This window comes from Nocardia sp. CA-129566 (assembly GCF_050956075.1).
GTDB lineage: Bacteria > Actinomycetota > Actinomycetes > Mycobacteriales > Mycobacteriaceae > Nocardia.
In genome coordinates this window covers 3249992-3272359 of record NZ_CP192085.1, presented here as the reverse complement: position 1 = coordinate 3272359, position 22368 = coordinate 3249992, and the positions used below count along the sequence as shown (strand labels likewise).

Sequence of the window (22368 nt, the reverse complement as noted above, 5' to 3'; positions counted from 1 at the left end):
CGAGATGCCCAATTACGGATTGCCCGGCGTCAGCATGGGCAGGCGCGGTTCGCGCGCCCGCGGTGCGGCAGCATTGGTCCTCGCCGTCGCGGTCACCTTGGCGTGGACCGGATATCAGCACCGCCCCGATGGCGAGCGCATGCGGGTGCAATTGCGCACCGAACAGATCGGCGAGGGCATTATCGAGGGCACCTCGGTGCGTCTGGACGGCGTCGATATCGGCACGATCACCGATATCGCCAGCATCGGCGGCGGCCGCCAGCTCATCACCCTCGACCTCGACAAGGCCCAGACCTCCGGGCTCACCGAGAATCTCGCCGTCGACTACGCACCGGAGAACCTCTTCGGCATCAGCGCCGTCACCCTCAAACGCGCCGATGGCGGGGCACCGCTGCGCGCCGGGTCGGTGGTCGATCTCGCGGGCGCGAACGCCAACCGGGTCAACGATGCCACGATGGGACGGCTGCTGCGTGCCCTCACCGAGACATCGACCGAGGTGTTCACACCCCAATTCGCCGACGTGCTCCGAACTTTCAGCGGCGATCTGCAGGCCTTCACCCCGATACTGGAGGCCGTCATCATGCTGAGCCGGACGGTCGCCGAAACCCAGCGCTACCCGTCGTCGTTCCTGATCGACCAATACGCCTCGTTCTCCGACGGATTGGGCACGTTCACCTCCGCGACCTTCAAGCTGCTCAAGTCGGTACTCGATATCGAGGTCCTGCAGCACGACCGAGCCAAATACGACGCGTCCGTCACCATGGTCACCGACCAGGCCTTTCCGGCCATCGGCAGCATCGGCGACATTGCCCGCCAACACTTCTCCGGCTACATCGAGATGTTCGCACCCCTGGTCGCCGCCGTCGCCGCGACCGTCCCGAACCCGGGACAGTCCCATGCCGAGCTGACCGAACTGATCCAGCGGCTCGATCGGATCTTCGCCGACACCCCGAGCGGGCCGACGATCAACGCCGCCATCACCCTGCGCGGCGTTCCTGGCATCGCCGTGCCGCTGCTCGGGCAGCAGGGATTCGCCATGCTGGGAGGCGCGTGATGAAGCCGACCTCGACCCTCGCGGTGGCATGGAAGCTCGGACTGTTCGCGGCGGCGATGATCGCACTGCTCGCGGTGATCGCGACGGCCATCGTCCGGCCGGTAGGCGGCGACACCGCCACCTACCGTGCCGAATTCACCGATGCCAATGGTTTGAAGACCGGTGACGACGTGCGCATGTTCGGTGTCGCGGTCGGCAAGGTCGCCGATATCTCCCTCGAAAACGGCCGCGCCGCGGTCGAATTGACGGTGCAGCGGGACCGGCCGATCTACGACTCCAGCGTGCTCGCCATCCGCTACCAGTCGCTGACCGGTCAGCGCTATATCGATGTCCGCCAACCCGAGCATCCGACATCGAAACAGGCGCAGGGCGTCACCATCGGCCCGGACCGCACCATCCCGTCGTTCGATATCACCCAGCTCTTCAACGGCCTGCAGCCGGTCCTGCAGGAGTTCTCCCCCGGCGCGCTCAATCAGTTCACCGAGAGTGTGCTCGCGGTCATCGAGGGCAACGGTTCCGGGGTCGGACCCGCACTGGATGCGATCGGACGCCTCAGCGCGTATGTGTCGGATCGGCAGGCCGTACTCGCCACGATCGTCGGCAATCTGGAGTCGATTTCCAGCCAGATCGGCGGTCGCTCACCGCATTTGGTGACGCTGCTGCGCGGTCTGTCGGATGTGTTCACCGCATTCCAGCAGAAACTCGACGGCTTGATCGACTTCGCCAATGTCGCCCCGTCCGCGCTGGGCCCGCTCAACAGTCTGCTGACCACCCTCGGTTTCACCGAAGCCGCGAACCCGAATCTGGAAAACGATCTGCACCTGCTGTTTCCGGATCCGGCCACGGCCTTGGACCTGCTCGGCAAACTCCCCGGCCTGCTGCAATCGCTGTCCACCCTGGTGCCATCGGGCCGCACGGGAGTCCAGATCGACCTCACCTGCTCGAAGGGCAAGGCCCAGGTCCCGTCCGCGGTGGCGGTACTGATCGCCGGGCAAAGGATTTCGATATGCAACAGCTGAAGCACGGCCACGACCGGCACGAGGCCAGCAAACAGCGCCGTGAGCTGCGCCTCGGCCTGCTCGGAGCGCTGCTGCTCGCCCTCGCGCTCGGCGCGACCGCGGTGATCTACGTACTGCCGATCGGCAAGGCCACCTACACTGCCTATCTGCCCGAGGCGCAGTCGATTCGCGTCGGCAATCAGGTGCGGGTCGCCGGGATCACGGTCGGCGCGGTGACTTCGCTCGAGCTGCAGCCGGATCGGGTGAAGATGAGGTTCACCGTGGACCGCGATGTCTTCGTCGGCGATGCCACCACCCTGGAAATCCGAATGCTCACCATTGTCGGCGGCCACTATGTGGCCATGACCCCGGCCGGGCAGAAACCTTTGGGTAAAAACGCGATTGCGCCCGATCGGGTGAAACTGCCCTACAGTCTGGTGCGCACCCTGCAGGATGCCGCCAAACCGGTCGCCGAGGTCGATGCCGCGACACTGCGCGAAAATCTGGCCGCCCTGCAGACCTCGCTCGATCAGAGCCCGGATGGCCTGCGCCGCATGGGAAATGCCATGCAGACCTTGGTGACCATCCTCGATCGCCAGAACGCCGAGGTGTCGCGATCGCTGACCGTCACCGACGAATTCCTCACCGCCATCAACGGAAACCGTGCGCTGGTGGGCCAATTCGTCCGCAAGATCGGTCTGCTCGAGGTGCAGGGCCTGAACAAGAAGGCCGAGATCACCGAGGCGCTGACGATAGCCGCCGAACTCCTGTCCAGGATCGCGGCGCTCGAACCGTCCTGGCGCGAGCAACTGCAGCCGATGGTCGACAAACTGATGGAGGCGCTGCCCGCACTGCGCGAATTGGCCGGAAAGCTCGGCGAATCGCTCGACACGCTGCGTGGTGTGAAGGAGAGGTTGCGGGCGGCGGTGAATCCGCAGGACGGCATAGTCATCGATCAGTCGGCCGATACGATCACCACCTGCATCCCGGTCCCGGGAAAGGGGTGCTGAGGCTGTGAAACGACTACTCGGTTCACAGGGCTTCGTCACCATTGTCGGCGGGATCGTCATCGCGGTCGTCGCGGTGGCGGGCTATCTGGTGGCCTTCCGGCCCCTGGAGAAGACGCTCGGCTACTGCGCGATCATGCCCGATGCCGTCGGTCTGTATGTCGGCAACCACGTCACCATGCTCGGCATGCCGGTCGGCGGTGTCACCTCGGTCGAGCCCCAGGGTGACGGCGTGCGCGTCGATTTCGAGGTGGACGCCGACCATCCGCTGCAGGGGCAGGTCAGCGCGACCACCGTCTCCGATACCCTCGTCGCCGACCGCGACCTCGCGGTGCTCGGCGAGCCCGGCGGCCCCAAGTGGAACCGCGACGCCTGCATTACCCAGACCTTCACCCCTAAGAGCATCACCGAATCGCTGTCGGCCTTCTCGCGCCTGGCCGGTGAACTCAACGCCCACGGCGCACCGGGCGAACAGACGCGCATCCGCGATAGCGTCGCTGCCTTCCAAAAGGCCACCGCAGGAACCGGACCCGCGATCAATGCCCTGATCAAGGATTTCGGCACCGCGCTGCGCGCCCCGGATGCCGCCATCGGGCATATCGGTGCGCTGATCGACGCGATCGGTCAGATCTCGACCAGCATCTCGACCAACTGGGACGACATCAAAACCGCGCTGGTCAATGCCGGGGCCGGTATCGCCTTCGTCAACGAGATCTGGCAGAAGGTAGTGCAATTGGTCGATGCGCTGCTCGTCGATCTGCCGATGCTCAATGACATTTCGCGCAAGTACGGCCGCGAAATACTGCGCGGACTCGACGATCTCGCACCGTACCTGCACCTGCTGAGCGCCAATATCGGCACGTTGCAACAGATCGTCGATATGATTCCGGCACTCGTCGGCGCCTTTCAGCAGGCTATCGACCCGCAGAGCGGACAGCTGAAACTCACCTATGCACCGCCGAAGGTCGCACTGCCCCAACAGAACGCCGATCAGATCTGTGCCATGGTAAATGCGGTGACGCCCGGTCGATGCCGCAATGCGGCGGATGGACTCGCCGCTGTCGACCTGGCCGCACTCGTCTTCGGCGCGGTAGGTGCCCGATGAGAAAATCCACCCTCGTGCGACGGACCGGAACCGGGCTCGCGGCCGCGCTCGCCGCCGTAATACTGCTCGGCGGTTGCGCTTTCGATCCTTCCTCGGTGCCGGTGCCAGGGGCATCGGTGGCCGGTCCGACCTATCAGGTGCGGATCGAATTCGCGAATGCGCTGAACCTGCCCGAACAGGCCAAGGTGGTAGCGAACGGCGCACAGATCGGCAGACTGCGCAGCGTCACGGTGGTCGACCCGTCGGCACAGCAGCCGGGCCGCATCGACGCCGTCGTCGACATCTCCACCTCGGTGAAATTACCGACGACCACCACCGCACAACTGCGCCAGAACACCGTCCTCGGCGATATCTACATCGGACTCACCACTCCCCCGGCCGATTTCGCCAGCACCATCGCACCGGGTGGGAAAATTCCCTTGCAGCAGACCCGTCCCGCTTTGCAGATCGAGGATCTGATGGCGGGCATGTCCACCTTCATCGGCGGCGGCGCGTTGCACAGCGTGCAGGAGATCATCAACCGGACCAATGCGGTGCTGCCCGCGCAGTCGACCGAAACGGCGCGGATCTTCCAGACGCTCGGCCATGACGCCCAGGATGTCGCCGACAATCTGGACTCGGTCGGCCGCCTGCTCGACGCGGTCCAACAGGACCTCGGCGCGGTACTGGACAATAGGGAAGAGCTCGATGCCCTGCTCTCCGAACGTGGTGCGCGCGATATTCCGGCATTCGCGAATTCGCTGGTGTACACCCTCGGCATCGTCGGCGCGCTCGGCGTCATCGGGCACGCAACCGCCTGGCTCGGTCCCCTGCTGCAGGCCGGTGACGCCGCCGCCAAGGCCTTCGTGCCCATGCTGTTGGCGGGCAACCCACTCGACCTGTCCGCGCCGTCCAATCTGAATCGTCTGGTGGCGCTGTTGCGCGACAAGGTCATCCCGTTCGTGGAGCGAGGACCGAAAGTGAATCTGACCCGCATCGGCATCGAGGGCGCACCCGTGTCCACCGACGACCAAGTCGATCGCATTGTGGCGAGCCTGCGGATGATCGGTGCGGTGCGATGAAACCCGCTCGTATCAAACCCGGTTCGGTCGTCTCCCTGACCGCCATCGCCGCGATCCTGCTCATCGGCAGCAGCTATCTCAGTTTCGGCGTGGTCAAGGTCGGCTGGCTGAAGAACTACACCGACGCGACCATGGTGCTCACCGACTCCGGCGGCCTGCTGCCCCGGTCCAAGGTGCTGCTGTCCGGCATCGAGGTCGGGCAGGTGACCTCGGTATCGCACACCGGTACCAAGGTCGCCGTGCGGTTCCGTATCGATGACAAATACCGCATTCCGACCGCGAGCATCGCGCGGATCGAGAGTCTGTCCGGACTCGGCGAGGCATATCTGGACTTCCGCCCACGCGGTGGTGCGGCAGGCCCGTATCTGCACAACGGGCAGACGGTCGACACCGACAAGATCGTCATGCCGATCTCCATTCCCGAGGTGGCCCAGACCGCGACGCGCCTGTTGAACCAGCTCGATCCGCAGGCGATGGGCGCCATTATCGAGACCTTCGGTCAAGGGCTGGCCGGTACCGAGGCGGTCATTCCGCAGTTGTCCCGGTCCACGGATCTGCTCGCGGCCACGCTGCTGGCCCGCTCGGATGTCATCCGCGACATGCTGATCGCATTCCAGGCCAAGGCCTCCGATATGTCGTGGTCGGGGCCAGCCCTGCACGATGCGGCCGATCCGTGGGCCGCGTTCGGGCCCCGGGTCAGCGAGGTGGCCGCCTCGATCGCCAGGGTGATCCGCAAGGGCGATGTGCCCGCCGACTATCTCACCGACACCGCCGAAACCGTCGGCCTCGTCCCGTTCCTGCGCCAACTGGCGGCCAAGATCGACCAGATCGGACCGGATCTGGCGGCCATGATCCCGCTGCTGCAGCCTTTGGCGGCGCTCACCACAAATGCCGTGCGCCCCTTGGATATCGGCGGTCTCATTACCCAGGCGCTCAGCGCGACCAGCCCCGACGGCACGCTGAATTTCCAGATCACCGTCAAATAGCGATCTCCCGGAGCAACAATGACAGCCGATACGACCCAGACCGACGCGCCCAGCGATGTGGTCGCGGCACAACACCGTTCGATCTCGATACCGATCGCCACCGCCGCCTGGTGCGCGGCATTGGCGGTGATGACCATCCTCGCCGTCACACTCGCCGGATTCCTCATCGCCGCCCGCGGCGACCTCGCCGAGCGGGACGCCATCGCCGCCGACCATGCGCACGCCGAGCGGGTCGCCACGGATTACGCCGTCGGCGCCTCGACCGTCAACTACGCCGAATTCGCCTCGTGGGTGGGCAGACTCAAGCAGAACACCGCACCGGCCCTGGCAAACAAATTCGACGCCACCGCGCCGAAACTCGAGGAACTGCTCACCCCGCTGAAGTGGACCTCTACCGCCAACCCGATCACCGCCAGGGTCGTCTCCGATAGCAATGGCGTCTACCAGGTCGACACTTTCATCAATGTCAGCTCCACCAACGCCCAGAATCCCGACGGCGCGCAGACCACCGTCACCTATACCGTCACCGTCGACCGCAACTCCGATTGGAAGATCACCGATGTCGGCGGCGGCCTGCCGATGAAATAGCCCGATCAGGGCTGCGGGGCGAAGGCCGCGCGTGGTCGGTGCCTCGGGATCCGCATCAAGGATGTCAAATCTGTCTCAGACAATATAGGCTAAGGCTACATCTTCGAAGGGACAACGATGTCTGCAATGACCGAAGGCTCGGCGCGCGCACTGAACGGATTGGTCACCCACGGTTGGAACCGGGCCGCGCAGCTCTACAACTTCCCGGTGCTGCAACGCCTGGCCTATCGTCCGCCGCAGGACGAGATCATTGCGCAGCTGCGGATGAGCGGGGCCCGGCGGATCGCCGATGTCGGTTGCGGCACCGGCATTCTCGCCGCGCGCATCGCACGGGAACTGCGGCCGCGGGTGGTGTACGGCTGCGATGCCTCGGTGGGGATGTTGCGGCAGGCGCGGTCGCGTTCGGACCAGGTGCAGTGGCGCAACCGGCGGGCCGAGGATCTCGGGTTGCCCGACGGTGCGGTGCAGGCGGTCGTCTCCACCCATGCGTTCCACTTCTTCGACCATGCGGCGGCGCTCGCGGAGTTCCATCGGATCCTGATTCCCGGCGGGCTGCTCGCGATCGTGCTCAATAATCCGCGCAGTCGGTGGGCCATGGCATTGCAGCCACCCGCGGTACAGGGACTGGCGTACTTTCCGCGCCCGGAAGAGATGCGCGCACTGGTCGAAGCAGCCGGATTCACCGTCACCGAGCAGCGTCCGGTGCGTCGGCCATTGCCGAATTCGATGGTGCCGGATGTGCTCACAGTGGCTCGGCGCTGAGACAGCGAGAACGCCTGGAGTCGGACGCGGGTAACCCATCCGTGGCATGCTCGATCCATAGGCGATCTCGAATCGAAGGTGGGTGCGATGCCCGGACCAGCGCCATGACCGCCACCGTGTGGTACGCGTCCTACGGCTCGAATATGCATATGCGCCGCTTCCGCTGCTACCTCGCCGGAGGCACACCCGATGGCGGCGCGGTGACACTGCCCGGCTGCCGGGACCGGACCGAGCCGCTGCGGTCGGTGCCGGTCACGCTGCCCGGCCTGCAATACTTCGCCACCGAATCCCTGACGTGGACCGGCGGCCGAGCCTTCTACGATCCGGCTGCCCCCGGCGAAACCGCCGCCCGCGCCCACCTCGTCACCATCGGCCAGTTCTCCGATATCGCCGCGCAGGAGATGTACCGAGCACCCGGCGTCGACCTGGACCTCACCGATGCGATCACCAACGGCCGTCTCACCTTTGGCCCCGGCCGCTACGAAACTCTCATCTGCACAGGCACTTTCGAAGGCCACCCCATACTCACCATCACCGCGCCCTGGCGCTACACCGACCTCCCCGGCAACCCACCCTCGGCCGCCTATATCCGCCATCTCGCGGCGGGCCTCACCGAATCCCACGGCTGGGCTGCCGAGAAGGTCGCCACCTACCTCGCCACCCGTCCCGGCGCGAAGCTCGCCTGGACACCCGGGAGCATCGCCACCCTGCTCAGCAGTCAGCCGACTCGAATGGATGCCGAGACGATCGCGCCCTCGCGCACGACGTAGTAGCCCGCGAAGGTCCGGTAGGTGCCGTCGGATTGCCGGGCGGACAGGTGAATGTGGACGGTGTCGCCGTCTTCGGCGGTGACGGTGACCGCCTCATGATCGGTGGTGGCCAGGCCATCGACGAAATCGTCGTAGTTGGAGTCGAGATTGCGGCCGCCGAGTGCCCAGGCCTGCGCATAGTCGCGGCGGTTGATCGCATCGAAATAGGCGTAAACGACTGCGGCGGAGGCGGATACCGCCGCAACGGTGCTCCGCGGCGTGCTGATGGTCGGCGGGCTGGTCGTCGGCACTGCCGAGGTGCGCGCGCCGAGCGCTTCCACCACGGTGACCGTGGCAGCGCTCGGCATCGTGGACGGCCCCGACCGGCCGCCGGACAGGGTGAGCACGAGGACGACCGAGACCGCGGTGGCGACCGCCGCCAGGAGCCGTACCGGCGCACTCGCGAAAGGCGTTCTGGGAGTGTGATTCTCGGGCACCGATGCCGGGGCGGCGCGGTTCGCACCGCAGCCGGTGCAGAACCGGCGCGCGGTATCGACCGGTTGACGTCCACAGTTCCAGCACAGTTGCGCCCCGCAGGAGGTGCAGTGTCGCTGCCAGGTCCCGGGGAGCCGGCCTCGGCATTTCCAGCATGTCGCCATCAGAGCCGCCGAGTGCACCCGCGCCGCTCAGCCGCCGAGGATCGAGCTGGCGGCGGCCTCCAGTGCCGTCACTACCCCGGCCAGTGAGCCGATGCCGACGACCGCCCGGCCCACGGCGTGCAGCAGTCCGACGAGCAGATGCCGGTTCGGGCGGTCCTTTCCGGCCTCGGCGCGAGCCTGTTCGACGGCGGCGACGATATCGTCGCGGTCCTGCGATCCCTCGGTGGCGGCGCAGATGACGCTCAGCAGATCGGTCAGGGCATCACGGAGTTCGGGCAGCGTCGTCGGCGTCGCCGCACGGCGGGGGCCGTTGGTATTGGTGACCGTCGCATCGCGTCCGCCGATCGCCGATCCCGTCAGCCGCGCATTACCGCCGATGGTGACTCCGGTGTTCTTGTCCATGGGTGCCTTCCTGTACCGATACGGGGTTGGTCTCACTGCTCGGCCGTGCCGCCGGCCGCCGCGTTCACCGTCGTCGCCGTCGCGGCGCCGATGGAGGAATTCAGTAGCGTCGCATCGCCGCTGATGGTCACGCTGTTATTGGTGATCTGTTCGCCGCGCCGCAGCAACTCATCGGGATCGATGTTCTTCTCCACCAGGAAGGCGGCCAACGTCTCGAAGATCCGCTTCTCCAGGATCTTGGTGTACATCTCCTGGTCGAGCAGTTGGAAGTAGCGGTGGTAGCCGATCGACCTGCCGCGCTTATCGGTGCGCAGATCGCTGGCCGCCTCCCGGATGCTCAGCAGCGCACCGTGATCGAAGGTGAAGACCTGGCTGATCTCGTTGTGCTGGCGCGCCAGCTTCCGGCGGCGCCGCACGTCGGAGAGGGTTTGGTACAGCACATTCGGCACCGCGCGCAGCCACATCCGCGGCAGTCGGAGCAGGCTGCGCCACAGCAGTTTCAACAGTTGACGCGGGCGCGGGCGCAAGAGCAGTTCATCGATTTCGTGGTAGGCCACGCGCAGCGGCGGCACCATGCAATAGGTGGACTCCACGAACAGCGAGGTGGAGCTCGCGGCCAGCCGCAGAAAGCCCGACCACGCCAATTCGCCGTCCCAGCCGATGATTTCGGTGGTCAGATAGGGGCGGGCGCGATCCTCCGGCGCGAGCATCAGCGCTTCGATCGTGGACTCGGCGACCCGGTCGAGGGGTCGACCGAGCGGGTCCGGCAGGAAGCGCCGGTCGTGATGAATATCGTTGCCATTGACGAACAATCTGTTGTAGACGTCGAGATTCGGCACATCGAGCTGGGCGATCTGCTTGCGCAGCCGTTCATTGAGTTCGGTGACGGTGAAGTCCTGGATCGGCGCGTCGCCATCCTTCGGCTTGGTGATATCCAATGCCATCGACCACGCGCCGAGCGGAAACCCGTGCCCGAGAAACGGCTGATATCCGTGGTACACCGTGACATTGCCGTCCGCGTACGCCGCCACATGCTCGATCTCGTCGCGGACCGCCGCCAGCTGCGGCTCCGGTGCGCGTGCCGCCCGAAAAACGCCGCGCCGCAACGCATGTGCGGTCTTGCCCCAGCGGGCGGCGTACGCCTCGATGAATACCGCCGCCCAGGCGAGCACCATGGCGAACAGCGCCAACTTCGACAACAGCCCGACTGGATTGACGATATTCAGATAGGTCAGCGCGGCACCGGGCTCGACGCCGACGAATTGGTTGCCGATCACCAAGAGCAGCACCGCGACCAGCCCGAGATCGCGGACCAGATGCCGGGTCCGCGCGGCCACCGCGTGTTTGGCCACCGCGACCAGATCGACACCGGGTGAGCGCGCGACCGATCGCAGCGGTTCTTCCAACACCTTCTCGACCACCTCGGTGGCGAGAGCACTGTCCAGCTGGACAGCGGCGCAAAGGTACCGGGTAGCCTCGTCACGACGCAGCGGACCGGGACCGATCGGCTGTGTCCTCCCCTCCACAGGATCCACTCGGCGCGAGAGCGCCCCACAGTTCCCACAGAACGCGTAGTCATCGGGGTTTGTATGGTCACACTCTGGACATTGCACACCGATAGCCAAACATTTGACAGGGGCCGGTTCCTGGAAATTCACTGTGCTGTACCGCAATTGGCCTGCACGCCACGACGGCGAGTGTAAGAATCACCCGATGAGCCTGGGTGCGGGCAAGATCTTGCCCGAGCAGGAACTGACGCGCCTGCGAATACTGGTGGCCTCGCCACTGGGCCGGGTGATCGAACCGGTCCTGAAACAGGCATTCGCCGGTTCGACCGTCGCGGTGGCCCTCGACCGGCACGCCGTGCGGCGCGAGGTCGTTCACCAGGTCCGCTTCGACGTGGCGATCACCGATCTGATCTGGAACGATCCCGCGCTGGAGTACAGCTTCGACGGCCTGGACGTGCTGGATATGCTCGGCTCCGCACAACGGCATGCCGCGGTACTGATGGCGGCACAGGGGCACAGTATGGAGCGCGACCACTTGGACGAGGCGTTGCTCCGAGCATCGGAGCTGGCGGGTTTCTACTCGAAATCGACTGGCGTCGCGGCATTGCTGGAGGCGATTCCCCCGGCGGCCACCGGACGACGGCCGCGGCTGGAGCCGCCGCCCGCCACCCCGCCCCCGCTGTACCAGCTGTTCCAGGGACAGCGCGGCGAGACCGCAGCGCGCCTGGCCGGTGCCATCGCCTCGGGCCGCGCCACCGACGCCGGATCATTGGCCAGAGCGGCCCGGGTCGGTCTCAATACCGCCAATAAGGTGGCCAGCGTGTATATCGGGCCGATCGTGCTCGAACGCGGCGAACACGATGCCGAGCTGCCGCTCACCGCGAACGCGATCTATCGCTGGTGCGGCGTGCACGCCCACTATCTGCTCAGCTGGTGCCGCCGCAATGGCCACGGCGACGTGCTGACCTCCGATCCGCCAGCACCGTCGCCGCGGAGCTGACCTCATCCGGTGCGCATCGCGGCCCGGAATTCGGTCTCATCGAGGGTGTTCCACCGTTGTGTCTCGGTTGCCGCCGCACCCAGCAGCAATTCGTCGAGGTCCACCCGATAGCGTCCGGAGCGCAGGCCGGCGCCACCGGCGATCAGTCGCGCGGCCAGTGCGCCGACCGCACCGGCCATGGCGGCCGCGGTCCCGAGCTGCGGCCAGGTCGGCAGCGTGCGACCCACCTGGGTGAGCGAATAGCGCAGCCGCGGCGTGAGCCGACTGCCGACGATGGCGTCGACCAGACGTAGTCGCTCGGCCGGATCGCCGAGTTCGGCGAGTGACCAGTGTGCCGCGAATTCGGCGCGGCCGTGCAGGATCGGATACGCCGGGTCGAGGTCATAGCGTTCGATATCGAGCAGCACATTGTCGCCGTTATCGGTGACCATGACGACCGGGATCCGGGCGGCCTTCGCCCGGCGCCGGATATCGAATTTCATGGGCAGGTCGTCCATTTCCTCCAGCAGCACGGTCAAGCGGTCGATGCCGTGTCCGCCGAGGAAATCGTCGGCGAGCTCCGGTGTATAGCCGTGCGGGAAAGCATCGATCCGGGTGTACGGGTCGATCTCGAGGGTGCGGCGTTGCGCCAGCGTCAGTTTCGGCTCGCCCAGATCGCAGACCGAGGCGGCCAGCCGATTCAGATTCGTGACGCCGAGGGTGTCGCGGTCGGCGAGGCGGAAGCGCCGCGCGCCGGTCAGCGAGCAGACCGACAGGGCCGCGGCGCCGACGCTGAGTCCGGCGATGCCGATCAAGGCCGCCGACCAGGTCCGCTGCTCCTCGGTATCGACCAGGAATCGGTTGCGAGCCGTGCGCAGCCGCCAGAAGAGTTCGGCGTCGGGCAGTTTCACCAGCGTTCGACGCCAGGGAAAGGCAACATAGCGGACGGCCGGTTCGTCACAGCGCAGGGCGGCAATGTGATTCGCCAGTTCGGCGCGGGCCTCGGGAGTGGGGGCGGTGAGGTGGGGATGGTCGATGGCGACCAGGTCGGGCAGACAGCCGTCCCACGCGTCGATATAGCGGAAGCCCGCGCCGAGCAATTCCGTGATCCGTGCCGAATCCGTTGTCGGGTGCAGTATCTCGATCATGCCGCGCGCTCCGTCCAGCGGTGTTTGATATCGGCCTCGAATCCGGCCGATGCGAAGGGATGCAGGCTGACCTCGGGTTCGGCGGCCACGCCGAGACTCCGATGCAGGCGGCGGTATTCGGCATTGGTGCGTTCGAGCGCATCGACCACCGCGCGCCGCACCCGCACCTGGAAACCCTCGATCGGGTGCGCGCCCGCCCGCAATTCGACCCGCAGGGTGAGGGTCTGCTCGAACTGCCGACCGACCCTGGTGGCGAGCACGAACTTTCCGGTCACGGTCGGGGCGATATCGGGATGTTCCAATGCCATTCGGATGCTGTCGGGGTAGATCTTCAGCGCATAGAAGGAGGCGGAGATGTCGGTGCGCCGGTGCAGCGCGAGGAACCGGCAGGAATCGGTCGACGTAGCGATCGGTATGTCGTTGTCGCCGACCAGATCCGCGAGTTCGGTGGCCGAATACAGCCTGCCCTGATCGTTGATGCGATAGCGCACCAACGGAACCGCGGTATCGACGGTGAACAGAAAACGCTGCTCGGCATCGACCTCGGCGAAGCGGTAGTCCGTATCGTATTCGACCAGGGTCGGCTGGATTTCGTCCGGGCCGAACAATGCCGCGCCCACCGCCCGCTGTCGCTGGGCCAACTGGCGCACCGCGATGGTGGTTGCGGTCTCGTGCCCCATGATGCCGGCATCCGCGGTGCCGTAGATCAGGCAGGTCGCGGTGGGGTCGCCGGATTTGCCGATCCGCCGCAGCACCCAGTCGCGCCAGTGCTCACTGATCGCCTCCCCCGCCAACAGGATTCGCAGATCCTGACGCAGTACCTCGTCAGGGGCACGGTCCAGCACATCCTTGACGAACGGCGGATATCCAGCGAGCACCACTTGGTCGTAGCGCGGGCCGAGAGCGGCGATATTGGCGAGGATCGCCTCGGCGTCGATGCCGGGTGCGATGACCGAGAGCCGATGGCCGCGGCGGCGCAGCATCAGCGCGCCGGTGTAGGTGTAGGTGCCACCGATCCAGTTGCCCATGGCGAAGCCGATCACCAACAGCGTCGAGCGGCGGTCGGATCGAAAGCACTGCTGGAAGATTCGCGCGTACAGTTCCGCGCTCTCGTCGAGGGCGGCGATATCGCGCGGCCAGTAGGTCGGGCGGCCGGTGGAGCCCGAACTCGTCGACCACGCTGCGGCCCTGGTGATATCGCCGCGCCAGACGAGCGCGTCCAATGGGTATCGGTGCAGATAGTTGTCCTTGGTCATCGCGGGCACATTGGCGAAGTCGGCGAGGGTGTGGACATCGGCGGGGCGCACGCCGTGCGCGGCAAGGAAATCCGCGTAGGCGGGCACCTGGCGAGCGGCGCGATGGAAGACGCCGAGGGCACGGTGGAATCCGGGCGTCGGGTCCGGCTTCACCGTGGGCAGAGGTATCGACATGATGGTTGTCCTTGATCGGAGATGGTGCTCCGCAATCGTCCGACCTGCGATAACGCGGGACGGAACAGTCCATACAAGGTCCATACAGCCGCTGCGCGGCGGGTTCAGCGTGTCGAACAGAGCGGTCGGGATGCGACGCCGGGCAGGTAGCGCTGCCACTCCGCGGCGCTGAGACCGGTGCTGCCGCTATCGCACAGCTGCGCGGCGACGCGGTCGGGATCTGTCATCCACAGGCGCACGACCTTATCGGGGCCCGCACCGATGAGCAGCTGACCGTCCAGTCCGTAGCCTGCGTCATTGACCCGGCCGATATATGCGGTCAGCACCGCGACCCGGCGTGGTTCATCAGGGTCGATGACATCCCAGACCCAGATATCGCTGCCCTCACCGCCGCCGACGACGTAGCGGCCGTCGGGGCTGAAGTTCACCGTGATCACCGGATCGGGCGGTCCCTCGAGAGTGCCCAGGTGTCTGGGCTTTTCCGGATCGGACACATCGAACAGCCGGGCCGTATGGTCGGTGCTGCCCGCGACGATCCGCTTGTCCTGCGGGCTGAAGGCCACCGAGGAGACATCGTTGTCGAAGCCGGTGAGGGAGGGCAATTCCCGTGGTGGTGCGCCGCGCTGGCCGATATCCCACATCCGCACGACGTCATCGGTGGTAGGGATGGCGAGCAGGGTGCCGCTCGGGTCGATCGCGACCAGATTCGGCAGCGCGGGCTTCACATCGATGGGTGCGATGAGCCGTGGGGCGTTCGGGTCGGCGACATCCCACAGTGTCGCGATGGAATTGTCCTGCCCGACGACCGCGAGTACGGATCCGTCCGGGCTGAAGGCGATCGCGGCCACAATGCCCTCGACCGCTCGGATCGGTTGCGCCAGCATCCTCGGCTGCTGCGGGTCGCGGACGTCCCAGAGATAGAGGTGTCCGGTACGGGTGCCGATAGCGGCGCGGGTGCCGTCGGCGGAGAACGCGACGGCGCCGCAGGTCTTTTCGCCGTCGCCCACCCCCAGCGCCGGGTAGCCGACCGGTGCGACCGGATCGGTGACGTCCCAGATGCGCGGACGGCTGTCCCCGGCACCGGTTCCGGTGAGCAAGCGGGTACCGGTGCGGTCGAACGGTGTCTGATAGATCGTGCTCTGCGCGCCGCGCAGCACCGGACCGGGCAGTGGCCACAGGTGCGTCACTCCGGTCTCGTCACCGGTGATGACCAGGTGTCCGCCGAGCGCGTAGCGGACCGAGACCACGATCGCCGGATTCGGCAGGATCATCTCCGGGTCGGTCGATTCGGTGGTGTCGAGTTTCCAGATGCGGGTGCTGTGATCGGAACTGCTCACCGCGAGTCGCGATCCGTCGGGACTGAAGGTCAGATCGTTGATGTAGCTGTCGAATCCGCGCAATCTGGGCAACTCCCTCGGCGCGGTCGGATCGTCGAGTCGCCAGCGCAGCACTTCCCGGGATCGGCCGCCCGCGACAAGGGTTTTGCTGTCGGGACCGAACCGCACCGCGAGCGCCTGCGCCGTCGAACCATCGGCCGGACGGTCGTAGACCTGCTCGGTCGCCGCGCCGGCGAGCCGCCAGATCCGCAGCGACGCTTCCGGTCCCGCCGCCGCGAGCAGTGTGCCGTCGGGGCTGTACGCCGCCACCGGGAACCCGGCGGGTAATGCGAGCGCGGGCAATGCGACCGGGTGATTCGGATCGGCGATATCCCATCTGGCTACTGCGGTATCGGTCGTGCCCGCGGCGAGTTGGTGCCGGTCCGGGCTGAATACCACCCCTGTATAGGTGACATCCGAAGTTCGCACCACCGAAAGCTGGTGCGGTGTGCGGGGATCGGCGATGTTCCACAGCTCGATCCGCCCCGCGGTGATCCTGACAAGTACATCGTCGCCCGGACCGATTTCCAGCATCATGGGCTGCGGACCCGGCGAGCCCGCTGGCGGCGGAATCCGGCCGACCTCGGTCGCCGGGGTGACGCCGCCGCGCACCCGGTACAGGGTGACCGTCGCGTCGACCGCGCCGATGGCCAGCAGCGTGCCGCCGGAATCGGTGGCGACGACCGTGCGGCCTGCATGCGCTCCGACGAACCGAACCGGAGTGTGCACGGCGGTCGAATCCAGCAGCGCCGAGCGCGCTTCCAGCGTCGGCTCGACCCGATACGCCGCCAAGGCCAGTTGCGCGGACAATGCGGGATCCTTGTCCCGCAATCGAACCGCCTGCAGTGCGATCTGCCGGGACATCGCGTTATCGCGCGCCTGCGCGGCGCTCTGCTGCTGGGTGTAGGCCGCGAGGGCCAGTACCAGCGCCACCACCGAAGCCATCGCCAGCGCCGCCACCAGCCGCTGCAGTATGCGGGTGCGGCGACGTTGGGCGCGGATCGCCGCCTGCTGCTCGGCGGAGCTGGCGGCGAGGTAGTCGCGTTCGCGCTGATTCAGGTCGCGGTGGTGGCCGCCGGTGCTCGCCCACTCCTGCACCAGGGGCAGCCGCGCCGGGCCGAGCAGTTCACCGGGGTCGCAACCGCTGTCGTACCAGACCTGGGCGGCATGGGTGAGCCTGCGATGCACGATCAGTCCGCCGCGATCGCTGTCCACCCAGTCCGACAACCGATCCCACGCGCCGATGATCGCCTCGTGCGTGATCTCGACCGTCTCCTCCTCACAGGTGAGCAGGCGCTGGGCACAGAATCGGTCGATCACCGTATTGACGTCGGCGGCGGTGTCAGCCGCGAAGAACAATTCCGAACGATGCACCCGCCGCCGGGTCACGCTCTCCTCGTCGATGGTCACCAAGCGCAGGAAGGTGCGCCGCGCGATCTGCCGCTGCGGGCCGGTGAGCCCGGCATAGACGGCATCGGCACTGTGCTGGATCGCGCCCGCGATCCGACCCGCGGCGGTGTAGTCGAGTACGGTCATCCGCCGCCGGGTGCCGCGCTGCCAGGTCTGCAGCAGCGCGTGCGACAACAGCGGTAGGGCACCCACGTCGTGCGCTGCGCGGGACCCGTGCGGTGCGAGTTCGAGCATCAGCAGTTGGACCAGGTCCTCGTCGACGGTCCACCCCGCCTTGCGCGCGGGTTCGACGATGACCTCGCGCACGCCCTCGCTGCTCAGCGGCCGGACCAGCACCGCATTGCCGCCCAGCGCATCGTGCAGTACCGATTCCTCGGCGGCGTGCCGATAGAAGTCGGCGCGCAGGCCGAGCACGAAAACCGTTCGGACACTTTCGTGGTCGGCAATCGCCTCCAGGAACTCTGCCCGCCCCAGCTGATCCTGGCACTGGGTCCAGGTCTCCTCGAACTGATCGAGCACCAGGACCTCGACGTCGGCGCAGTCGCGCAGTGCGGCCATCGGATCCGCGCCGGGCAGCGCGACACCAGTGGTAAGCCCCTCCTCCCGCAGTGCGGGCAGCAGACCCGCCGATAGCAGGGAGGATTTGCCGGATCCGGACGCACCGATGACGAACAGGATGCGCGGTCGCCCCCGTGAGCGCAGCAGCGTTTCGACCTTGCCCACCAACACCGTGGCCAGCTCGGAGCGCCCGAAAAACCAACCGGCATCATCGAATCGGAACGGTTCCAGCCCTCGATACGGGCTCTCGTCATCGCGGCGGCGCCGCCCCGTTGTGCCGCGAACCCGGCGCACCGCGGTCAGCCATGGCTCCTGCTCCGCCCGCGTATCGAGGCCACAAACGGTGAGGACCGCGCGGAACATTTTCTCATTGGCGTCGGTCGGAACATGTTGCCCCGCAAACCATCCGCTGAGTGTGCCCTGCGGGCATCCGGAAAGTTCCACGGTCTGACGGACAGTCAGCTCCGCCGCGATCCGCAATGCCGACAGTGCGCTGGCGAATTCTTCGCGAGTTCGAATTGCCGTGGGATCGAGCCCCCCGGCCCACCCTCCTACCACGCACTGACCATAGAGATTCCGCGCGCGCGGCCGAAAGAGTCGTACGGACCTTGTATTGACTACTACCGGCCCTGCTTTCGCTGATCACACCATGTACATCGGGCCCGATCCATCCCGAGTCGACAGGAGAGTCCGTTGACCATCGACCGCACCGAACATTCGATGACCAGCGACCGCACCATGGAGTTCGCGCATCGGCAGTACCCCGAGTATCCGACGCAATGGCGCGTCAGTTGGCTGCCCGATCGCCGCCTGACCGACGATCAGGCCTGGGCCGCAATGGAACTCGCCGAACTGCTGGCCGATCCCGATATCCGTTACGACGCCGTCGCCATGGCGTGCGCGATCCGCTGCGCGGGCCGACTCGGCCTCATCGTCGAACAGGCGATGCTGGCGCTGGACGGCCGAAGAGCCATGCACGGCTGATCAGGCCGGTAACCCGGCCGGCCCCGAGCCGAAGAGCGCTAGTCGGCGTCGCCGCCCGCGATGCGCAGGATCTCGTCGACGATCAGCTCGGGCTCGGTGAACATGATGAGATGACCGGAGCGCCGCGCCTCGACCAGCCGACCGTTGGGGAAGGCGGCGGCGGTGCGGCGATGGGCGGCGGTCAATGCCATCCGGGTCTTCTTGTCCGGCCCTGACAGTTTCGTGCCGGTGATGACGCTGACGTCGAGGGCACCGAGTCCATGTGGCTGCTCGCGCAGCTTTCCCAAACCCTCAATGAATTGGTCCTGTTCGGCGATCATGATGCGCGCGGCCCGCATCGTGAAGTCCTCGGCGCGATGGTCGGCGACGATATCGGCGGGTTGCTTACCGCCCATCCGGCTGCCGAGCAGCCGGTAGAGCCCGGACCTGGCCAGCATTGGCAGCAGGACCCGGGTCATCGCGTACCGCTTCTGGGCCGAAGGCAGAAAATACAGCTCACAGTTCTCGTCGCTCTGATCGACGAGAACGATTCCCCGAAGGTCGGCGGGATTCGCCTGCGCGGCGACGCGGACGATGGGCCCACCCCAACTGTGCCCGACGAGAATGAAGGGACCATCCCCCAGTTCCCGCAGCACGGCGGCGAGATCGTCGGCCATTCGATCGAGCGTGCGCGGTTGTGGATCATCATCGCTGCGCCCGGTCCCGGCCCGGTCGTAGACCACGGCGCGCACGCGCTCGGCGACCACCGGCTGTACAAGGCCCCAGATCGATCGCGAGAATCCCATGCCGGATTCGAATACGACGGTCGGCCCACCCGATCCGCGCACCATATAGTGCAGCCTACGGCCATCGGTCGTCGTCACGAATGCGCTCGTCCCAAAGGTGTGTCCCGCTTGGCGCCCCTGCCCGGCGACCCGCTCGATCACTGTGCCCACCCGTCTTCCGTCGATGTCCGCGAAGCTCACTGTGCCTGCCGCTCGAGCCGCGATGGCCCGCTTACAGGACTAGACAACTTCGGCCGGGCATGCAAACCGATTCACCATCGGGCGGGTCTCGACGGGGACCTCCAGCCGGTGACGGGGCGAACGCCGCCGACTGGAGTCGAAACCGGCTGCGGTCAGGTCAGTTTCAGCGAACGACCGATGATTTCCTTCATGATCTCGGTGGTGCCGCCGTAGATGGTCTGGACGCGAGCATCCATGTAGGCCTTCGCGATCGGGTATTCCTTCATATAGCCGTAGCCGCCGTGCAACTGCAGGCAGCGGTCGATGAGGTCGAGCTGTTCCTCGGTGCTCCACCACTTGGCCATCGCGGCATCCTCGACCGAGAGCTTGCCCGCATTGAGGTCTTCGATGAAGCGGTCGACCAGGACGCGGACCGCGGTGGTCTTCGTTGCCAGTTCGGCGAGCACGAACCGAGTGTTCTGCAGTGCGCCGATGGGCTTGCCGAACGCCTTGCGGTCGCGGACGTACTGGATGGTCATCTCCAGGCACGACTCCATGGCCGCGGCCGCCATGACGGCAATGGACAGGCGCTCCTGCGGCAGGTTGTGCATCAGGTGGATGAAGCCCATGCCCTCGGTGCCGAGCAGGTTCTTACCGGGGACGCGGACGTCGGTGAAGCTCAATTCGGCGGTGTCCTGCGCCTTGAGGCCGAGCTTGTCGAGGTTGCGACCGCGTTCGAAGCCGGGCATACCGCGCTCCACGACGAGCAGGCTGAAGCCCATCGCGCCCTTGGATGGATCGGTCTGCGCGACGACGATGACGATATCGGAGTTGATGCCGTTGGTGATGAAGGTCTTGGCGCCGTTGAGGATCCAGTCGTCGCCGTCCTTCACCGCGCGGGTCTTGATGCCCTGGAGGTCGGAGCCGGTGCCGGGTTCGGTCATGGCGATGGCGGTAATGATCTCGCCGGAGCAGAAGCCCGGCAGCCAGCGCTGCTTCTGCTCGTCATTGGCGAGCTCGAGCAGATAAGGCGCGATCACATCGTTGTGCAGGGCGAAGCCGAGACCGGAGTACTGGCCGCGGACGGACTCCTCGGCCACGATCGCGTTGTAGCGGAAGTCCTTCACCCCACCGCCGCCGTACTCCTCCGGCATGGCCATACCGAGGAATCCTTGTTTACCGGCCTCGAGCCAGACCTCGCGGTCGACAATCCCCTGCTCTTCCCACTTCGCGTGATTCGGCGCGACGTGCTGATCGAGGAACTTCCGGAACGACTCCCGGAACAGCTCATGCTCGGGTTCGAACAGTGTCCGCTCCACACCAACCTCCTAATAACCACCCAGCCGGCCCACACCGACCCATCCTCCCCCATACGGTACCCGCACCAAGAACCCTCGTTCACTTCCGACCCAAAAATCATGGCCTCACCTGCCCAACCCCCCACAATCCCCCGAACCAACCGAGATTCCCCACAAACCCCCCACCAATTCGCCCACCCATCGAGAATGCGCTGATGCAGGGTGTATCTCGGGGTGTGCCTGCATCAGCGCATGGTGATCGTTTGTCCAGGGCTCAGGATGGGAGATTCAGGCCCTGGGCGAGGACTGGCCAGGAGGTTTTGAGGGCGTCTTGCCAGTAGCCCCAGGAGTGGGTTCCTGAGGGTTGGAAGTCGTAGGTGGCGGGGATGCCGAGTTGGGTGAGGCGGGTCTGGAGGTTGTGGGAGCAGTAGTTGGTCGCGGCTTCGATCGCACCGCCGAGGGCGACCTGGTTGGTGAGGCCACCGACGCCGGGGAGGGTGTGCGGGCCGTTGAGCGTATCCCACTGGCCGGGCATACCGTTGCCGTCGGAGATGAACAGGTTCAGGCCGCGCAGCTGGTCGGCGTGCACGTATGGGTCGTTCGCGGCCCACATCGGATCACCTTGCGGCCCATACATATTCACCGAATCACCGCCACCCACCGCGACCACGGAGTTGACCATGCCGTAGCCGACGGGGTCGGAGATCTGCGCGCAACCGCTGTAGGCGGCAACCGATTTGTACAGACCGGGCGCGGCGATCGGCAGTTGCAGCACCGAAGTGCCCGACATCGACAGGCCCGCGATCGCATTGGTGCCGTTCGTGCCGAGGCCGCTGTCGATGAGCGGCGGCAACTCCTGGGTGAGGAAGGTCTTCCACTTGTTGACGCCGAGCTCCGGATCCGGCGCACGCCAGTCGGTGTAGTAGCTCCAGTGGCCGCCGACCGGTGTGACCACATTCACATTCTTATCGTCGAAGAACTGTGCGGCATCGGTGCGCGCCTGCCAGGTCGCCGAATCCTCCCCGCCGCCGGCGCCATTGAGCAGATACAGGGTCGGTCGTGGAACCGAGGTGTCGGCGGGACGCTGCACCTGGAGCTCGATGTTCTTGTCCATGGCGGCCGAATACACCTGCAGCGTCAGATTGCGGCCGTCCTCGACCGCGACCTCGGCGATATAGGAACCATCGGACGAGCGCGACGAGGCGAGCAGTTTGCCCGAGGAGACGATCGGATCGGCCGAACCGGCAGCGGATGCGAGAAATCCGCCAGAGGCGGCCGGAAAACCCACCAGAACCGCTGCTACACCCGCCACTGCCGCTATTCGCGCTCTCGTACCAACCATTCGGCCAAGGTAGGGAGAGT

At 66.2% G+C, this 22368-nt stretch carries 20 protein-coding genes; 11 read left to right on the top strand and 9 right to left on the bottom strand.

Annotated elements, in window-relative coordinates:
* Window positions 1–4: 4 nt before the first annotated feature.
* From ACQP0C_RS14080 to ACQP0C_RS14040, 9 genes are all read left to right on the top strand, one after another.
* Window positions 5–1054, top strand: a complete 1050-nt coding sequence (locus tag ACQP0C_RS14080) for an MlaD family protein (RefSeq protein WP_433733361.1) — start codon at window positions 5–7, stop codon at window positions 1052–1054.
* On the top strand, window positions 1054–2073 hold the full coding sequence (locus ACQP0C_RS14075; RefSeq protein ID WP_433733360.1) for an MlaD family protein: 1020 nt from the start codon (window positions 1054–1056) through the stop codon (window positions 2071–2073). The genes ACQP0C_RS14080 and ACQP0C_RS14075 overlap by 1 nt, the downstream gene beginning before the upstream one ends.
* Window positions 2061–3062: an MlaD family protein gene (locus ACQP0C_RS14070; RefSeq protein ID WP_433733359.1), complete on the top strand. Its 1002-nt coding sequence runs from the start codon at window positions 2061–2063 to the stop codon at window positions 3060–3062. Before ACQP0C_RS14075 ends, ACQP0C_RS14070 begins: the two co-directional genes overlap by 13 nt.
* A 4-nt stretch (window positions 3063–3066) precedes the next feature.
* The gene (locus ACQP0C_RS14065) at window positions 3067–4164 is read left to right on the top strand and encodes an MlaD family protein (protein ID WP_433733358.1); all 1098 of its coding nucleotides are present in this window, start codon (window positions 3067–3069) and stop codon (window positions 4162–4164) included.
* A complete protein-coding gene (locus ACQP0C_RS14060) occupies window positions 4161–5225 on the top strand; it encodes an MlaD family protein (RefSeq protein WP_433733357.1) in 1065 nt (354 codons plus the stop codon). The genes ACQP0C_RS14065 and ACQP0C_RS14060 overlap by 4 nt, the downstream gene beginning before the upstream one ends.
* A complete protein-coding gene (locus tag ACQP0C_RS14055; RefSeq protein ID WP_433733356.1) occupies window positions 5222–6211 on the top strand; it encodes an MlaD family protein in 990 nt (329 codons plus the stop codon). Before ACQP0C_RS14060 ends, ACQP0C_RS14055 begins: the two co-directional genes overlap by 4 nt.
* 18 nt (window positions 6212–6229) lie before the next feature.
* The gene (locus ACQP0C_RS14050; RefSeq protein ID WP_433733355.1) at window positions 6230–6799 is read left to right on the top strand and encodes a hypothetical protein; all 570 of its coding nucleotides are present in this window, start codon (window positions 6230–6232) and stop codon (window positions 6797–6799) included.
* A 126-nt stretch (window positions 6800–6925) separates the two neighbouring features.
* Window positions 6926–7561 carry a class I SAM-dependent methyltransferase gene (locus tag ACQP0C_RS14045; protein ID WP_433733354.1) on the top strand — a complete coding sequence of 212 codons (636 nt, stop codon included), beginning with the start codon at window positions 6926–6928 and terminating at the stop codon, window positions 7559–7561.
* A gap of 104 nt (window positions 7562–7665) precedes the next feature.
* Window positions 7666–8331, top strand: coding sequence for a histone deacetylase (locus ACQP0C_RS14040; protein WP_433733353.1), 666 nt, complete (start codon window positions 7666–7668; stop codon window positions 8329–8331).
* On the opposite strand, the gene ACQP0C_RS14035 is transcribed toward ACQP0C_RS14040, so the two are convergent.
* From ACQP0C_RS14035 to ACQP0C_RS14025, 3 genes are all read right to left on the bottom strand, one after another.
* A complete protein-coding gene (locus ACQP0C_RS14035; protein ID WP_433733352.1) occupies window positions 8280–8807 on the bottom strand; it encodes a hypothetical protein in 528 nt (175 codons plus the stop codon). The genes ACQP0C_RS14040 and ACQP0C_RS14035 overlap by 52 nt on opposite strands.
* Window positions 8808–8996: 189 nt before the next feature.
* Entirely contained in the window at window positions 8997–9371 is a 375-nt protein-coding gene (locus tag ACQP0C_RS14030) for a hypothetical protein (protein WP_433733351.1), read from the bottom strand.
* A gap of 32 nt (window positions 9372–9403) precedes the next feature.
* Window positions 9404–10897, bottom strand: a complete 1494-nt coding sequence (locus ACQP0C_RS14025) for a hypothetical protein (RefSeq protein ID WP_433733350.1) — start codon at window positions 10895–10897, stop codon at window positions 9404–9406.
* Window positions 10898–11084: 187 nt separating this feature from the next.
* Here ACQP0C_RS14025 and ACQP0C_RS14020 point away from each other — a divergent pair, with 187 nt between their 5' ends.
* Entirely contained in the window at window positions 11085–11879 is a 795-nt protein-coding gene (locus ACQP0C_RS14020; protein WP_433733349.1) for a response regulator, read from the top strand.
* Window positions 11880–11881: 2 nt separating this feature from the next.
* On the opposite strand, the gene ACQP0C_RS14015 is transcribed toward ACQP0C_RS14020, so the two are convergent.
* From ACQP0C_RS14015 to ACQP0C_RS14005, 3 genes are all read right to left on the bottom strand, one after another.
* Window positions 11882–13006, bottom strand: coding sequence for a ThiF family adenylyltransferase (locus ACQP0C_RS14015; protein ID WP_433733348.1), 1125 nt, complete (start codon window positions 13004–13006; stop codon window positions 11882–11884).
* A complete protein-coding gene (locus ACQP0C_RS14010; protein WP_433733347.1) occupies window positions 13003–14436 on the bottom strand; it encodes a phenylacetate--CoA ligase family protein in 1434 nt (477 codons plus the stop codon). The genes ACQP0C_RS14015 and ACQP0C_RS14010 overlap by 4 nt, the downstream gene beginning before the upstream one ends.
* Before the next feature lie 104 nt (window positions 14437–14540).
* Entirely contained in the window at window positions 14541–18338 is a 3798-nt protein-coding gene (locus tag ACQP0C_RS14005) for a WD40 repeat domain-containing protein (RefSeq protein WP_433733346.1), read from the bottom strand.
* A 135-nt stretch (window positions 18339–18473) separates the two neighbouring features.
* Here ACQP0C_RS14005 and ACQP0C_RS14000 point away from each other — a divergent pair, with 135 nt between their 5' ends.
* Window positions 18474–18764 (top strand): hypothetical protein, encoded by a 291-nt coding sequence (locus ACQP0C_RS14000; RefSeq protein ID WP_433733345.1) that lies wholly within the window; start codon window positions 18474–18476, stop codon window positions 18762–18764.
* Window positions 18765–18802: 38 nt separating this feature from the next.
* Here ACQP0C_RS14000 and ACQP0C_RS13995 read toward each other — a convergent pair whose 3' ends face one another.
* The 3 genes from ACQP0C_RS13995 to ACQP0C_RS13985 form a co-directional block, all read right to left on the bottom strand.
* Window positions 18803–19627, bottom strand: a complete 825-nt coding sequence (locus ACQP0C_RS13995; RefSeq protein ID WP_433733344.1) for an alpha/beta fold hydrolase — start codon at window positions 19625–19627, stop codon at window positions 18803–18805.
* 254 nt (window positions 19628–19881) lie between these two features.
* Window positions 19882–21027, bottom strand: coding sequence for an acyl-CoA dehydrogenase family protein (locus ACQP0C_RS13990; protein WP_433684025.1), 1146 nt, complete (start codon window positions 21025–21027; stop codon window positions 19882–19884).
* Window positions 21028–21280: 253 nt separating this feature from the next.
* Window positions 21281–22348 (bottom strand): alpha/beta hydrolase, encoded by a 1068-nt coding sequence (locus ACQP0C_RS13985; protein ID WP_433733343.1) that lies wholly within the window; start codon window positions 22346–22348, stop codon window positions 21281–21283.
* Window positions 22349–22368: the final 20 nt, after the last annotated feature.